This window comes from Porphyromonas sp. C0026D3 (assembly GCF_056590775.1).
In genome coordinates this window covers 40,101-57,396 of the sequence record NZ_JBWPWU010000005.1, presented here as the reverse complement: position 1 = coordinate 57,396, position 17,296 = coordinate 40,101, and the positions used below count along the sequence as shown (strand labels likewise).

Genomic DNA, 17,296 nt, shown 5'->3' with positions numbered 1-17,296 from the left:
ATGAAGAAAAAACTTGTCGCCCTAACCGGTGCCGGAATAAGCGCCGAGAGTGGACTGAGTACCTTCCGAGATTCGGACGGTCTGTGGGAAAACTACAGAATAGAGGAGGTAGCGACACATGACGCACTCCTGAGAAATAGGGAAATGGTAGTACGCTTTGCCAACATGCTGCGCAAACAGTGCGTAACTTGCCAACCCAACCTCGCACACCGGTTGCTAGCTGATCTAGAAAAGGAATACGAGGTCACAGTCATCACCCAAAACATAGACAACCTCCACGAAAAGGCCGGTAGCAGCCACGTTATTCACCTACATGGCAACCTCATGAAGTGTTGCACTATGGATCGCCCGGACATCCCCCTCGACTTGCCCAACGGGGAACTGGAGATGTCGCCTGACGCCACAGACAAAGAGGGCAATCTACTACGGCCGTTCATCGTCTACTTTGGCGAACCGGTCCCTATGATGGATGCCGCCATCAAGGCGACACGATCGGCCGACATCTTTGTGGTCATTGGCAGTAGCCTCAACGTCTACCCGGCTGCCGGTCTGACCTCGATCACTCGGCCCAATATCCCGTGCTATGTGATCGACCCCAAGCCGGTACGATCCGCTGTGGGCTTTGAGCAAATCACAGCGACTGCCTCGGAAGGAATGCAAGAACTCACAAGAAGACTACGAAATGTCTGATATGACTTGGAGCTCACTCATCAGTGATCGACGATTTGGACTCGAACACCATGAGCAAAAGCAGAGCAATAGGACTGACTTTCAGCGAGACTATGATCGCTTGATATTCTCCGCACCATTTAGAAGGCTGCAAAACAAGACGCAAGTCTTCCCGCTTCCGGGCCAAGTCTTCGTCCACAATAGGCTTACGCACAGCTTGGAAGTAAGCTGTATCGGTCGCTCACTCGGCACAGAGATCGGACACCACCTCAAGGAGAGAGAGCCGGATCTGTGGTTTGATTTTTCGGATATAGGGGCAATCGTCTCAGCAGCCTGTATCGCTCACGACATGGGCAACCCTCCATTTGGACACGCCGGCGAACGAGCCATAACGGCCTATTTTACAGAAGGCAAAGGGGCTAGATGGGAGCAACAAGTCCGGGATGAAGGAGGACGCTGGGAGGACTTCTCGGCCTTTGAAGGCAATGCCAACACCATTCGCCTATTGGCGCACTCATTCCAAGGAAGACGGGAGGGGGGCTTTGCCCTAACATACAGCACACTATCCTCCATCGTAAAATATCCCTATACTTCCGTTTGCTCGGAAGGTAAGGGAAAATTTGGATTCTTTGCCACGGAAGAAGAATCCTATAAAAGAATCGCCACACACCTAAATATAAAGCAACTGTCCGGACCCAATGAGCCACTACGATTTGCCCGCCACCCCCTTGTCTACTTGGTAGAGGCTGCAGATGACATCTGCTATCAGATCATGGACTTGGAAGATGCGTTCAAACTCAAGATCCTGACATTTTCCGAAGTCAAGGAGCTCATGCTGGCTTTCATGACCCACGCCGAACAAGAGCATGCTCAGCAAATAGAGAAACGAGTGTACGATACCAATGAACTTGTCGCCTACTACCGCTCTTGTGCGATAGGAGTACTTGTTCGTGCCACAGTTGCAACCTTCAAGAAACACGAAAAGGAGATCCTTGCCGGCACGCTCGACAAGAGTCTGATCCAGTCCATGGATGCCCCTATACGAGATGCCTACATGCATGCTCGAAAGGTGGCTTTTGACAAGATCTACTTTGTCAAAGAGGTGTTGGACATTGAATTTGCCGGCTTCAGAATCTTTGAATTCATACTCGACACTCTCATCGATGCACAGATCAATCCGGAAAAAGCCTACTCTAAACTGTGGTTTTCTCGCATTCCCGAGCAGTACAATATGTTTAGACCCACACTCTATGGCAAGATACAGTCTGCGCTTGACTATATCAGTGGCATGACAGATGTCTATGCGTTGGATCTATACAGAAAGTTCACCGGAATGAGTCTTCCTGCCATATGATAGACAGCCAGTTTTTTGAAAACAAACGCGTAGCTTTTTATACCCTCGGGTGCAAACTCAACTTTGCCGAGACCAGTCATCTTGCCCAAGCTCTACACGAGCTTGGAATGATTACAGCCTCGGATGGGGAGCAAGCAGATCTCTGCCTAGTCAATACTTGTAGCGTGACCGAGGTGGCAGATAAAAAGTGTCGGCAACTCATTCGGCGAATTCATCGACAGCATCCGAACGCCAAGATTGTGGTGACGGGGTGCTATGCTCAGCTTGATCCGAAGCGGATCTCAGAAATAGAGGGCGTGGACCTTGTACTTGGAGCCGGACAAAAAGGGGATCTGGTACAGTACGTCCAACAAATGAAACGAGGAGATGTACTTGATGGTAGCGGACATATCCTTCACAGTCCGATTGGTGATGTCCGTGCGTTTGCTCCATCGGTGTCACGCGAGGGACGGACACGACACTTCCTCAAAGTCCAAGACGGATGCGACTATAGCTGTAGCTATTGCACAATCCCGATGGCTCGGGGGCGCAGTCGCAACGGCGCCATAGCAGACCTTGTACACCAAGCCGAAAAGGTAGCGCAAGAGGGAGGTAAGGAGATTGTCCTTACCGGAGTAAATGTCGGAGACTTCGGTCGGAGCACAGGAGAATCATTTCTGGGTCTTATACGCGCACTAGATCAAGTAGAGGGGATTGAGCGCTTTCGGATTTCCAGCATAGAGCCCAACCTAATCACTGATGAGGTGATTGACTTTGTCGCACACTCGCAGCATTTCGTTCCACACTTCCATATTCCCCTACAGAGTGGATCCGATGCTGTCCTAAAACTCATGCGCAGACGCTACAAGCGAGATGTTTTTGCACACAAAGTTTCGGCCATACGAGAGTTGATGCCTGATGCATTCATCGGAGTAGATGTGATTGTTGGTACTCGTGGTGAAACAGAGGAGTATTTTCAAGAGAGCTATGACTTTATCAGCACTTTACCAGTGACCCAGCTACATGTCTTCAGTTACAGCGAACGACCGGGTACCGATGCCCTCAAGATTAACCACATCGTACCGCCACAGCAAAAGCACCTAAGGTCGCAGCGGTTACTTGCACTGAGCGAAGAGTTGCTACGGGCATTTTACGACTCACAATTGGGGACCACACGGAAGATGCTTATTGAACACTCACACGACAAAGACTACCTGTATGGCTTTACAGAAAATTATGTCCGAGTCCGCATTCCTTGTCAGCCCGACTTACAAGGAGAGGTTCGACCCGTTTTTTTGTCTTCAAGAACACTCGATGACCCCCAGGTACTTGAGGGACGACTCATCTGAAAGTATCAATTTTCAACGGAGGCTATGAAGAAAAAAGTTGCGGTAATTATTCTAAACTGGAATGGTCTCGCACTTCTGCAACGATACCTGCCCACTGTACTTAAATACACAACACAAGAGTTGGCAGATGTGATTGTTGCAGACAATGGAAGTACAGATGAGTCAATGGACTACCTCAGTGAGCTAGGTGTATCTACAATTGCACTGGATAAGAACTACGGATTTGCAGAAGGCTACAACCGTGCCATTCGATATGCCGAAGGGTATGAATACATACTCCTCCTCAATAGCGATGTGCGTGTCACCGAACAATGGCTAGAGCCTCTGGTAGCACTACTGGACCATAGTTCTACCATAGCAGCCGTACAACCATGCATTCTCTCTGACCGTGCCCCCCACATGCTTGAGTACGCCGGTGCTCTTGGTGGCTATATAGACTATCTTGGCTATCCATTTTGCAGAGGTCGAATCTTCGACACACTGGAACAACATTCCGGCAAATACGGTCTGTCCCCCATGCCTGTATTTTGGACAAGCGGAGCTTGTATGCTTATACGCCGTGAGCTATACCTTAGTGCCGGAGGGTTTGACCCCTCTTTTTTTGCACATCAGGAGGAGATTGATCTTTGCTGGAGACTTCAGGCAATGGGCTACTCTCTCTTTGTAGTGCCGGCAAGCACGGTGTACCACTATGGGGGCGCCTCACTGGATGCGGCTAATCCCCAAAAAACATTTCTCAACTACCGAAACAATCTTCAAGTCTTAGCCAAAAACCTTCCAAAATCGGTTCGGTTTCTGACCCTTTTCTGTAGGTTCTTCCTTGACCTGCTTGCCATGATTTACTTTCTTATTACCCAAGGCCCTCAAAGTGCTTGGTCGGTAGCAAAAGCATGGAAGGCATTTCTGATGACTCGACCAACACCAATACATGTGAAAGTCAATCGTTACGTCGCCTATAAAAACTTGTACCCTCACTCAGTGTTGTTTCGCTACCACTTTCGAAAGGAGCACCACTTTGACCAATTAAAGAATCACCCCTAATACATGAATACTCGCTGGATCCTAATACCGGTACTTTTCGCAATCCTATTACCACTCAACGCCTGCTCCTCACCTGAAGAAAAAGCAGCACACTCATTGCTTGAAAAGGCACATATTGAGTACACGAATGGAGCTTATGATATCGCCATTCAGCTATTGGACAGCATACATACGACCTACCCTACACTCATAAAAGAGCGGCAAAGGGCCTTGGCACTCTCCCAGGAAGTAAAGTTCGCAAAAAGCACTGCGGACTCAGCCAGGGTAGCTCCAATGCTCGAAGAGGCAGTGCAATCGTTAGAGAAAATGCATCGAGACTTTAGCGAGCTCAGCTATCCCGATCTGCCAGATGAAACAATACTAAGATACAAAGGACTAGACGCCTCCTCTAATCCCCGACAGCCATTCCTTGATGCCTACTTGGAGCACAACGGACGACTGCAACTCATTGCCGGATGTGCCTCTCGAAAGCTCCAAAGAATTGAATACATCACCGCATTGGAGACAAGAGGCGACACCTACGTGTCAAGTGACACGATTCCCTATGAAGGTGGACGAAACTACCGCTTCACATCGGACAACCTTGTATTTGAGCGACTGACATTATCCACCGATGCCGGGAAACGGATTGCTGCATTTATCGCAACAATCCCTATTTCCACTCCTATCCGAGTCACATTCTTCAGTGGCACAGGAGAAAAGAAGCATAGCTTTGTACTCTCTCAAAAAGAACGCACAGCCATCAAGGGGTGTTACGACTACTTTAGCACCTATGTTTCCATAAAAGATATGGAAGATATCCTAAACAAGCATGAACAACGCCGACTGCGCTACAATCTAGCCAAAGTCTGAGACATCTATGCACAACAAAGGACAGCTCTGATGACAAAGTCGGTGCTGCCTTTCTAAAAGCCCCACTGCGCAAGATATTGCAGTGCCCACCCTTCCTTAGCGCATGGGGATACTACTAACTTGACTAATGAAAAATTTTAAGCTAACTTTGTGACAAGAACCGAGGTGAAAGTGACCTAAGGCACTAGCACCTCTCACTTGCATACAAGTACCACCAGATCACAGAGCAATGAACGTATCGTATAGCTGGCTAAAAAAGTATATAGACACAGATCTCTCTCCGCAAGAGATCGGTGCAATCCTTACCTCTACCGGATTGGAGGTAGGGACTGTCACCGAGCACCTAAGTATCAAAGGGGGGCTAAAGGGGATCGTAATAGGCAAAGTAAAGACCTGTATACCACACCCCAACTCAGATCATCTAAGCATCACCACAGTTGATCTTGGCCCGGAGCTTACTCCGGATGGACCAATACAAATCGTGTGCGGAGCACCAAATGTAGCCACAGGTCAGACCGTGCCGGTAGCAACCATTGGGACCGTCTTGTACAGTGGAGAGGAAAGTTTTACGATAAAGAAAGGACGCATCCGAGGTGAGGAGTCTTATGGCATGATTTGTGCGGCAGACGAGATCGGTGTAGGCAGTGGGCACGATGGAATCATGGTTTTGCCGGATGATCTACCGGCTGGGTTACCTGCAGCAGAGTACTTTGAAGTCAAAGAAGATGCAATCATTGAGGTAGATATTACCCCAAACCGCATTGATGGAGCATCCCACTATGGTGTGGCGCGAGACCTTTACGCATACCTCTCAACTCATAGCTACGAGACACAGCTACACAAGCCGAAAGTCTCCACGATCAAGGGAACGGGAGAGCCTATAAAGATCACGGTAGAGTCCCCGGAAGCTTGTATCCGATATACGGGGGTGGTTATCAAGGGGGTAAAGGTGGGCGAAAGCCCCGACTGGCTCAGAGGAGCACTAGAGCTGATCGGACAAAAATCTGTGAATAATGTGGTGGATGTCACCAACTATATACTCCAAGAAATCGGCCAACCCCTCCACACCTTTGACCTCGCTACCATCAGAGGTGGAAGCGTACACGTGCGCTTGGCCAAGAAAGGAGAGAAAATAGTCACACTAGACCACACCGAGCAGGAGCTCAATGAGGCAGACCTCTGTATCTGCGATGACCATGGTCCCATGTGCATCGCCGGAGTCATGGGGGGGATAGACTCAGGGGTTACGGACAAAACCACGGACCTCTTTTTGGAGTGCGCAACCTTTCACCCGACCTATATTCGAAAGACAGCCCGAAGGCACGGCATGAATACAGATGCCTCATTTAGGTACGAAAGAGGATTGGATCCTGAGGTAGTACCCTATGCTCTGGCGCGTGCGGTTGACCTAATCCAAGAAGTCGCTGGAGGACAAGTGGCAAGCAATGTCTACGACTACTATCCCAATGTTTTGGGACCATATGAGGTAGAGCTATCGCTATCCAAAACGAACAGACTGATCGGAGTAGAAATTTCCAAGGAAAAAATCTTGCAGATACTGAATGCCTTGGAGATCAAAGTAACGGAAGACAGAGGTGATGCATTGAGCTTGAAAGTTCCACGCTATAGATATGATGTCACCCGAGATGTTGACGTAATCGAAGATATTCTGAGAATCTATGGCTACAACGAAGTGCCGATAACCAACACTCTGACTAGTACCATTTCGCCGGAGGGCTACACCGACAAAAGTATGCGACTGCAACAAGTCATCAGCGAACAGCTCGTCGGTTCAGGGTTCAACGAGATACTCAACAATTCACTTTCAAAAGCAGAGTACTATCAGTCGGACGAAGAAAGCAAACACTCTATTCGACTCCTCAATCCGTTATCTGCAGACCTATCCACTCTGCGTATGAGTATGGTACATGGTGGGCTGGAGACAGTAGAGTACAATCTCAAGAGAAAGGCGACCAACCTGAGGCTCTTTGAATTCGGAAACACTTACCGAAAAGCAGACGAATGCGCATCTCAACCCCTCAAGGGCTATGAAGAGACCTATACCCTTGCACTATGGATGACAGGGGACGACTTGTCCGACAACTGGTGTACCTATGGCAAAAAGCAAACCCCATATGAACTAAGTGCCGTTTTGAACAATATTCTGAGACGCATCGGTCTATCTAGTGGAGAATACAAGGCTACACAAATCGAGGACACTTCCTTCTTTGAAAAAGGTGTGGAGCTGACACTCAAGGGTGGAAAGAAAATAGGCAGATGGGGCGTAATCAGCCACAGTATGCTGGAGCTTCACGATATTAACACACCTGTCTTTTATGCAGAAGTTTTGTGGAACAATCTTCTAGAGAGGGTATTGGATCGCACGCCAAAAATCAAGGATATTCCACGCTTCCCGGCAGTAAGGAGAGACTTCGCGCTTGTATTGGATAGCCACATCCCATTCTCCGAGGTAGACCGAGTGGCTAGGGAGGCTGAGCGTAAATTGCTACAGAATGTTGTGCTCTTTGATGTGTACGAGGACAAGCGCCACCTTCCAGAGGGCAAAAAATCCTATGCCGTAGCTTTTACCCTCCTAGATACAGACCAAACACTATCGGACAAAGTCATTGATAAAACTATGAACAAAATCTACTCCGCTCTCAATCGCGAGCTAGGAGCCGAACTAAGATAAACAAAGAACAACACCATCCAATGGGAAGAGCATTTGAATACAGAAAAGCGAGAAAACTAAAACGCTGGGGCAATATGGCCCGCACCTTTACGAAGCTAGGTAAAGAAATTACCATAGCGGCAAGAGAAGGAGGGTCTGACCCTGAAACCAACCCACGCCTGAGAGTCCTGATCCAAACCTCCAAAAAAGAAAACATGCCCAAGGACAATGTTGATCGTGCCATCAAGCGAGCAACCGAAAAGGACTTCTCGGACTATAAAGAGATGAACTACGAAGGATATGGGCCTCATGGTATCGCAATATTTGTCGAAACAGCGACGGACAATACTACTCGCACCGTTGCAAATGTTCGGAGCTTATTCAATAAGTATGGTGGAAACCTCGGGACGACCGGAAGCTTGGAGTTCCTTTTTGACCACAACGTAATCTTCCACGTTGACCTCAAAGGACAGGACGTAGACACAGACGAGTTGCTACTTGAGCTAATTGACTACGGTGTGGAAGAGGTTGAAGTCGAGGATGGTGAGCTCGTCATTACGGGAGACTTTGTATCCAACGGAGACATCCAAACCACCCTTGAAGGTAAAGGGTACGAAATCTGCTCGGCTGACTTTGTCAGAATACCTAAAGACACGAAAGAGGTAACCCCGGAAGAGCGCGAATCCATCAACAAGCTAATAGAAAAACTGGAAGATGATGATGATGTGCAAAACGTGTTTACCAACATGGCTGATGACAGCGAGGAAAACAACTAATCTCCTCGTACCGATAGTATCAATGATATTTTAGCTCTGAGAGGCTCAAAAAGTACCCACCTACTTTTTGAGCTTCTCTCAATAAAAAAGATGTTGAACACTCTCCCTGACCTCCTAAGTCATTTCTCAAAAACCAAGACTCTAAACAAGCTCAAACGACAACTAAGTCATCAACGCATACAGCTATCAGGCTTGCATGGCTCTGCTCCGGCGCTGGTGCTAAAAAGCTTAGAGTCTCCTCTTCTCTGCATTGCGCCGGATGAAGATGCCGCCGGCTATCTCTTCAGCGACTTGGTTGCCTTAGCTGACCAACAAGAGACCTCGGAGGTTGTATTCATGCCCTCTCTCTACAAAAGAGGGATCCGCTACGGTCAGAGGGATGCCGCCAACGAGGTACTCCGCTCTCAGGTAATCGATGCACTTCGTTCGGGGACTCAGCCACAGATTATCGTCACCTTTCCTGCGGCCTTGATGGAGTTGATCCCGGATGCAGATACACACGACGAGCGCAAGCGTATCATACGAGTGGGCGAGGAGATCCGGCGTGCACCATTTAGGGAAAAACTCTGGGATCTAGGATTTGAGGAGGTTGACTACGTCTATCAGCCCGGGCAATTTGCCGTCCGAGGAAGTCTCATTGACATCTTCTCATTTGCCCAAGAGGAGGCGATCCGCATAGACTTCTTTGGGGACGAGGTGGAGAGTATTCGCACCTTTGATCCCGAGACACAGCTCTCACACGACACCCTCGAAGAGGTCACGATATTGGCAGCCATGGACACTGCGACACCGACCGTCTCGCTTCTCTCCATACTTCCACCGGTGTATCGGATCTTCATTCCACAGCTCTCCTTCCTGGACTCCACACTGGAGGAGCTCTTCACTCAGCCCCCGGTACACCCCGAGGACAACCTTTTTGCCACACTGGAGGAGATGCAAGCCATGCTACAAGCCCCCGAGAGCGTACACAGCGAGCTGAGCCGTCGATCAATTCTCGCTCAAGATATCCCCCTCGACCGAAAAGGTGACTGGCTTGAAATACCCTTTTCTCAGCGTCCCGAGCCGCTCTTTCACAAAAACTTCGACATCCTCTCCGACACCCTACTCGGTCTCCAAAAGAAAGGCTATGACACAGCCATCATGAGCAACCAAAAAAGCCAGATCGATCGGCTGAAGTCCATTTTTAGCGATCAAGACAAAGGCGTGACCTTCCTCCCTATACTGCCGACATTGCACGCCGGCTTTGTGGACGATGAGCTCCGCGTAGCACTCTTCTCGGACCACAATATATTTGAACGGTTCCATAATTACCAGCTCAAGAGCGACCGGATCCGACAAAGAGCCTCCGCCCTTACGCTCAAGGAGCTAAAGACCTTTGAATACGGTGACTATATCGTACATGCCAACCACGGGATAGGCACCTTTGGTGGCCTCTTTACTGTGGAAAAAAACGGTAAGTCCATGGAGATGGTCCGACTCAACTACAAGGGAGGCGACAGCCTTTACGTCAGCATCCACTCCCTGCACCACATTTCCAAGTACAAGAGCAAAGACAACGAAGAGGCACCCACTCTGAGCAAGCTGGGCACCGGTGCCTGGGATAAGATTAAAGAGCGCACCAAAAAAAAGGTCAAGGACATCGCCCGAGACCTCATCAAGCTATATGCCGAGCGACTCAAAGTCAAGGGCTTTGCCTACAGTCCGGACTCCTTTCTCCAAAGAGAGCTGGAGGCCTCTTTTCAGTACGAAGACACACCGGACCAAGAGCAGACAACCGCCCAAGTCAAGGCAGACATGGAAAAACCCATCCCCATGGATCGACTCATCTGTGGCGATGTCGGATTTGGCAAAACGGAAGTTGCCATCCGAGCGGCCTTCAAAGCCGTGACCGACGGCAAGCAGGTCGCCGTGATGGTCCCAACCACAGTCCTCGCCTACCAGCACTACCGCACGTTTGTCAAAAGGCTCGCTGACTTTCCTTGCCGAGTCGAGTACCTTAGCCAGAGCAAAACACCCAAGGAACGAAAAGTACTACTCGAGGATCTAAAAGCCGGCAAGATCGACATCATCATCGGCACCCATACACTAGCCGGCAAGACCGTGGAGTACAAAGATCTGGGGCTGCTGATCATTGACGAGGAGCAAAAGTTTGGAGTAGCCGTCAAGGAGCGACTGCGCAAGGCACGCACACACATCGACACCCTCACTATGACTGCCACCCCCATACCGCGTACTCTTCAGTTTTCGCTCATGGGGGCACGTGACCTCTCCAAAATCCAGACCCCCCCCCCCAACCGCTACCCCATTCGCACCGAACACACCGTCTACGACCCGGTAGTTATCGCCGAAGCCGTCAATGCCGAGCTAGCACGAGATGGGCAAGTCTTCTTCATACACAATCGGGTACACAATATCCATGACATCGCTGATGACCTACGCCGAGCCGTACCCGGTGTACGCATCGGCATAGGCCACGGACAAATGCCCACCAAAGAGCTGGAAAAAGTCCTACTCGCCTTCATGAACCACGAGTACGACATCCTCCTAGCCACAGCCATTGTCGAAAACGGCATCGACGTTCCCAACGCCAATACCATCATCATCAACGATGCCCAACGCTTTGGGCTCAGCGATCTCCACCAGCTGAGAGGGCGTGTCGGCAGAGGCAACAAAAAAGCCTACTGCCTCCTCCTCACCCCACCCCTACGCGACCTCACCCCCAACGCCAAAAGACGCCTTGAAAGCATCACCACCTTCTCCGAACTCGGCAGTGGCATCCACATAGCCATGCAAGACCTCGACATCCGAGGAGCTGGCAACCTACTCGGAGCAGAGCAGAGTGGCTTCATTGCTGACCTGGGCTACGAGACCTACAAGCGAATACTGGAGGAGGCTGTCTTGGAGCTCAAAAACGATGAATTTGCAGACCTTTTCGACACCGATGAAAAAAGCAGCACCACCAGCATTTCTGCACAAAAAGACTACGTCTACGAGACCACACTCGACACCGACATGCCCGCCTTTTTCCCCGCCACCTACGTACCCGGTGACAACGAGCGGATCAGCCTATACAAAGAACTGGACAGCCTAACCACCGAGCAAGAGCTGACAGCCTACCTTGACAGGCTAAAAGACCGATTCGGCTCCCCTCCACTTGAAGCCCTAGAGCTAGTCAACGTCGTACAGCTCCGCATGCTGGGCAAAAAGGCCGGAATCGAGCGGCTTGTCCTAAAAAACAAGACACTCATCCTCACACTGGTACAAGATCCGGAGAGCAGATACTTCCAGAGCCCAATATTCAGAAACATTCTCAACAACGCAGGCACAACCCTGGTAGGCAGAGTACACTTCAAAGAAGAAAACGGCTCACGGAGCATCACCATGAAAAACGTAAACAGCCTGAAAGAAGCACACGACCTCGTCCAAAAACTGATTTCCAGACCCGAAATCGACTAAAAGAGAGCATTATTCTCGACCCAACTCATACGGCTCAGTCACACATACGTGGCTGAGTCCTTATCCTAATACTCACAAAGTGGATCAATCAAAGGCAAACCTCACACCCTCACACCCTCATCCACCTGAACAGCTTCCCTCGCTCATTCCCTTCTAGAGCTTTGTACGACAGCTTCCACCTAGGGAACTACAGTTTCCTCCGTATGAAATTACAGTTTCCTCCGCATGAAACTACAGTTTCTTCCGTATGAAACTACAGTCTCATCAGATGGGACTGGAGTTTTAGCCTCTGAGACCAAAGTCTCCGCCTCGGAGTGCAAAGTTTCAAGGCAGAAGAATGTAAAAAAGTTAGTTTTTGGTATCTTGGGTAGCAATTCGGGTACCACAAATAAAGAAGGCAACCGTCCCCACCCAACTAGGCATAAACAACTAATTACTCACGACAAGAACCATCATAAACAAGCCAGTACCGGAGAATGGCCTTCGGCCAAAAGGGAACAAAGGCCAAAAGCCGGGACACAACACAAATCTTTTCAAAACCCACAAAGGAAATGTTCAAAACGACACGACTACTGCTCCTCCTGCTGGCAGTGCACTTTTTGACGCCAAGCGTCTACGCAGGAAACAAGTTTGACCACATACGGCCGACCAAAAACATCATCGTGATGATTGCCGATGGTACCTCCATCAGCGCTGTATCCCTCGGTAGGTGGTATCAGCGTGTCCAAAACCCGGACAAAATCCACCTAAACCTTGATCCCTACCTCAGTGGCACCATACTGACCTACTGCTCCGATGCCCCGATCGGAGACTCAGCACCGACAACCAGCTCATATATGAACGGTGTACCAAGCATGGCCGGATTTGTGGGTACATACCCCCAAAGCACCGACCATGACCTGATTCCACTGGAGCCGGAAATGGCGTATCGGCCGGTAGTCTCGGCATTCGAAGCTGCACGACTCGGACTGGGCAAACGCGTGGGACTCGTAGCCACATCGGAATTTTGCCACGCCACACCGGCCGACTGCATGAGTCACTACTACCGTCGCAACAGCTATGAATACCTGATTCCACAGCTCGCCCAAAATGGAGTAGAAGTACTCTACGCCGGTGGAACAGCCCTCGTGAACCCCGAGATAGAGAGCTACCTCAAAAAAGACGGCATCAAGCTCTACCGAGACGACATGAGTGCTCTAAATGCCCCGGAAGATAAAGTGTGGGGCCTCTACGGAGTCAGAGATGTCACCTACGACCTTGACAGAGACCCAGCCAAAGTTCCCTCACTCGCACAGCTCGCTAAGGCGGCCATCAACCATCTCAACCAAAACAACCCCAATGGTTTTTGCCTAATGATTGAAGGTAGCAAGATCGACTGGGCCGCACACTCCAACGATGCCGTGGCTGTTGCAACCGAGATGCTCGCCTTTGACGAAGCATTCGCCGTAGCACTGGACTTTGCCCAAAAGGACGGCAACACCACAATCATAGTCACCGCTGACCACGGCAACAGTGGCCTAAGCATAGGCCGACGAAGCCTCGGAGGTAAATATGCCGAGACCTCATACCGCGACCTTTTTGGCGCACTGACCAATATCAAAAAAACATCCTGGGGCCTCAAGAATATTCTCCTCGAAACCCCGGAAGACCAAGTCGCACAAGTTTTTGAAAAAGAGTCAACGATCACCCCGACCGACACACAGGTGGAAATTCTAAAGGTCCTGAGGCATATCGGACTACAAAAGAAAGCCAAAGAAACAGCCACCGATCCCGAGACCCTCCTCAGCGAAAAAGCCTACCTCGAGCTACAAGCCAACCCCTACCCCAACACTCTGGAGGGATACATTGCCGCACTGTACAACCAACACATGCACATCGGATTTACCACCTTTGGGCACACGGGAGAGGAAGTCTTCCTCGCTTCGTACGCGACCACTCCCGACCAGAGACTCTACGGGATGAATACCAATATCGACCTGCACAACTACATCCGAGCCATCATTGGGTTAAAAGACAACATGGTCGACCTATCGCACAAATACTTTGCTCCCCACTCGGAGGTTTTCAAGGGCTACAAATACACCCTGAACGGAGACAAAGGCACAGATAAGGTGCTGACTGTCAAAAACGGCAAAAAGACCTTGGTCGTTCCCGCACTTCGCAACGTGGCTTACCTCAACGGAGTTGAACACCGTCTCCCCCTCACAACCGTCTACATGGACAAGACTAACCAACTCTATATCCCGACAGAGCTTGTTAAGCTAATCAAGTAACAGAGCAGAGTTTGCAACCATTACCCAAGGAAGGGACCACAGCCCAAAGGCTTGGTGCCTTCCTTTTTCGTTTTAGGTTTTATTCAAATGAATCTGTATATTGTGGAGGTAAAGAAAAACCAACAAAACTATGAAACAACGGACAACCATAACCACAAAAAAAGTCGGCTTCAGAGGCGAGTTTTTACTGGACGGAGCATCGGCCAAAAGTACTTGGAACCAAATATCCAGCTCTCGAGGACTATCCGAGTGGTTTGCTCCCCATGTCGACCTTACAGGTGTGAGCGTGCATGTGTTTTGGGATGACAAAGGAGATGACCGGGAAGCAATGATCACAGATGCCGCAGACGGAATCTACATTCAGTGGAACTGGGAAGACGACCCCGAAAGCTACATTCGAATGCAAATCGTCACCACCGAACTATCCCAGACAGTCTCACTCCTAGTCGAAGACCACGATCTATCAATGGAGACAGATACACTTAGCGCTCTTTGGGAAAAGCACATCGATCGTCTCCGGACAACCCTCGGCATCGGCTAAGTCGCCACTCATGCAAAGCAAGAGCCCGGCAAAAGGTGCACACAAGGGCCTTTTTTCAACGGGAGCTTTTGAGTAATTTTGTGGCCATGAAATTTGACATACTAAAGAGCGACCCCGGCTCCCAAGCAAGAGCGGGGATTTTACATACGCCACATGGCGACATACACACCCCCATATTCATGCCAGTAGGTACGGTGGGGTCGGTAAAGTCGGTGCATGCGCACGAGCTAAGAGAGGATATCAAAGCAGAGATTATCCTTGGCAATACCTACCATCTATACTTACGCCCCGGGACAGCCGTACTGGAAGCAGCCGGTGGGCTACAAAAGTTCAATGCTTGGAACGGTCCTATCCTCACCGACAGTGGTGGCTTCCAAGTATTCTCACTGGCGCACAGACGCAAGATGACGGAGGAGGGGGTTACTTTTCAGAGCCACATCGATGGCAGCCGACACCTCTTCACTCCGGAGAAGGTAATGGAGATTCAGCGTAGTATAGGTGGAGACATCATCATGGCCTTTGACGAGTGTCCTCCGGGAAATGCCTCCTACCGTTACGCTCGCAAATCACTAGACCTGACCATGAAATGGCTGGATCGTTGCTGGAGCCACTTTCACACAAAGACCACATCACTATATGGATATAACCAAGCCCTATTTCCTATCGTACAAGGGTGTGTTTACCCCGAGCTACGTCGCGAGGCCGCAATGAGAGTGGCAGACTATGGAGCGGACGGAAATGCGATTGGCGGGCTAAGCGTCGGAGAAACGACCGAGGAGATGTACGAGATGATCGAGGTGGTAAATGACGTACTTCCCAAAGAAAAGCCAAGATACCTGATGGGCGTGGGCACACCTGCAAATATCCTAGAGGGAATCGAGCGTGGCGTGGATATGTTTGACTGTATAATGCCCACTCGCAACGGGCGCAATGGACAGCTCTTCACCTGGCAAGGAACTATAAATATGCGCAACCAAAAATGGCGCAACGACCACACCCCCCTAGATCCCCAAGGAACCAGTCGAGTAGATCACATGTACACACGTGCCTACGTTCGTCACTTGATACACAGCGATGAAATACTTGGGCTACAGATTGCCAGTATTCACAACCTTGCCTTTTATCTCGATCTAGTCCGTACGGCTCGCGAGCATATCTTGGCAGGAGACTACACTACTTGGAAAGCCAGCGTACTTCCTGCGCTATCCCAACGACTATGAGAAAGAATCGCTGGGATGACTGGTGCCGAAAGATCGGCATCAAGAGGATTGACAGGTACATTATCGGTCGCTTCTTGGGGACTTTCCTTTTCACGCTCTCCCTGATCATGGCCATAATCGTAGCCATCGACATACAGGAAAAGCTAGACATTATCCTAAATCCTGAGGTCAGCAGGCTCGTCATTCTCCGATACTACATTGCCCTTATCCCATACTTTGCGATACTTCTGACCCCCCTGTTTATCTTTTTGTCGGTCGTGTTTTTCACAAGCAAACTAGCGGCACGATCCGAGATAATTGCGATGCAGGCTGCGGGCATGAGCTTCAAGCGTCTTCTTTTTCCCTACATGGTATCGGCCGGGATAGTGGCGACTGTCTCTTTTTTGTTTTCCAGCGAAATCATCCCCAAGCTGAATGTTTATCGGGTTAGCTTTGAAGACACCTATGTATTTCCAGACATGAAAGTCGTCACGGACCGGAATCTGCAAGTGATGGTCGCTCCGGGGGAGGTAGCTTTTTTTAGCACGTTCGAGTCGGACGACAACACCGGCTACAACTTTTCGCTTGAGAAGTACGACGAAAATAAGTTGGTCAGCAGAATGACTGGGCAGACCATCACCTACGACAGCCTTTACCACTGGACAGTACACGACTACCACATCCGAGACTTTGAGGGCCTGGTGGAAAAAAACAGCTCCGGAGATGTGCTGGACACTATGTTGCTCATCACACCTAGCGACTTGGTAGTGGCATGGCAGGGAGGAGATCAGATGACCACAGGAGAACTCTACGACTATGTCAAGAAACAGAAAAAAAGAGGCGTCGGAAACATTCAGTCGTTTCAAGTAGAGTTTCACAGACGCTTTGCGTCCATCCCTGCGGCTTTTATCCTTACGCTCATAGGGGTAGCGCTGAGTGCCCGAAAAGTAAAGGGAGGAACTGGGCTGAATATCGCCATCGGACTGCTATTGTCCTTTAGCTACATCTTACTCTTCATGATCTCCACCTCCTATGCCGTGAGCGGTGCGTTGGCTCCTCTTATGGCCGCCTGGCTTCCCAACCTGATCTTTATGCCGATAGCCTTTTTTTGCTATCTAAAGGCCCCACGCTAACCC

The 17,296-nt window shown here is 49.8% G+C and carries 12 protein-coding genes; all 12 read left to right on the top strand.

The window, feature by feature from the left end:
- Complete coding sequence (locus AC1EK1_RS05155; protein WP_480305956.1) at positions 1–690, top strand: SIR2 family NAD-dependent protein deacylase; 690 nt, start codon at positions 1–3, stop codon at positions 688–690.
- Between the two features lies 1 nt (position 691).
- Positions 692–2,023 (top strand): dGTP triphosphohydrolase, encoded by a 1,332-nt coding sequence (gene dgt, locus AC1EK1_RS05150; RefSeq protein WP_480306095.1) that lies wholly within the window; start codon positions 692–694, stop codon positions 2,021–2,023.
- Positions 2,020–3,351 (top strand): tRNA (N(6)-L-threonylcarbamoyladenosine(37)-C(2))-methylthiotransferase MtaB, encoded by a 1,332-nt coding sequence (gene mtaB, locus AC1EK1_RS05145; protein WP_480305955.1) that lies wholly within the window; start codon positions 2,020–2,022, stop codon positions 3,349–3,351. The genes dgt and mtaB overlap by 4 nt, the downstream gene beginning before the upstream one ends.
- A gap of 24 nt (positions 3,352–3,375) precedes the next feature.
- On the top strand, positions 3,376–4,392 hold the full coding sequence (locus tag AC1EK1_RS05140; RefSeq protein WP_480305954.1) for a glycosyltransferase family 2 protein: 1,017 nt from the start codon (positions 3,376–3,378) through the stop codon (positions 4,390–4,392).
- Positions 4,393–4,395: 3 nt separating this feature from the next.
- Complete coding sequence (locus tag AC1EK1_RS05135) at positions 4,396–5,244, top strand: hypothetical protein (RefSeq protein ID WP_480305953.1); 849 nt, start codon at positions 4,396–4,398, stop codon at positions 5,242–5,244.
- Positions 5,245–5,473: 229 nt separating this feature from the next.
- Positions 5,474–7,936, top strand: coding sequence for a phenylalanine--tRNA ligase subunit beta (gene pheT, locus AC1EK1_RS05130; protein WP_480305952.1), 2,463 nt, complete (start codon positions 5,474–5,476; stop codon positions 7,934–7,936).
- Positions 7,937–7,956: 20 nt separating this feature from the next.
- Entirely contained in the window at positions 7,957–8,691 is a 735-nt protein-coding gene (locus AC1EK1_RS05125; RefSeq protein ID WP_480305950.1) for a YebC/PmpR family DNA-binding transcriptional regulator, read from the top strand.
- Between the two features lie 90 nt (positions 8,692–8,781).
- On the top strand, positions 8,782–12,147 hold the full coding sequence (mfd, locus tag AC1EK1_RS05120; RefSeq protein ID WP_480305949.1) for a transcription-repair coupling factor: 3,366 nt from the start codon (positions 8,782–8,784) through the stop codon (positions 12,145–12,147).
- Positions 12,148–12,698: 551 nt separating this feature from the next.
- The gene (locus AC1EK1_RS05115; RefSeq protein WP_480305947.1) at positions 12,699–14,420 is read left to right on the top strand and encodes an alkaline phosphatase; all 1,722 of its coding nucleotides are present in this window, start codon (positions 12,699–12,701) and stop codon (positions 14,418–14,420) included.
- 130 nt (positions 14,421–14,550) lie between these two features.
- Complete coding sequence (locus AC1EK1_RS05110) at positions 14,551–14,961, top strand: START-like domain-containing protein (protein ID WP_480305946.1); 411 nt, start codon at positions 14,551–14,553, stop codon at positions 14,959–14,961.
- An 86-nt stretch (positions 14,962–15,047) separates the two neighbouring features.
- A complete protein-coding gene (gene tgt / locus AC1EK1_RS05105; RefSeq protein ID WP_480305945.1) occupies positions 15,048–16,181 on the top strand; it encodes a tRNA guanosine(34) transglycosylase Tgt in 1,134 nt (377 codons plus the stop codon).
- Positions 16,178–17,293 carry an LptF/LptG family permease gene (locus tag AC1EK1_RS05100; RefSeq protein ID WP_480305944.1) on the top strand — a complete coding sequence of 372 codons (1,116 nt, stop codon included), beginning with the start codon at positions 16,178–16,180 and terminating at the stop codon, positions 17,291–17,293. The genes tgt and AC1EK1_RS05100 overlap by 4 nt, the downstream gene beginning before the upstream one ends.
- Positions 17,294–17,296 lie beyond the last annotated feature (3 nt).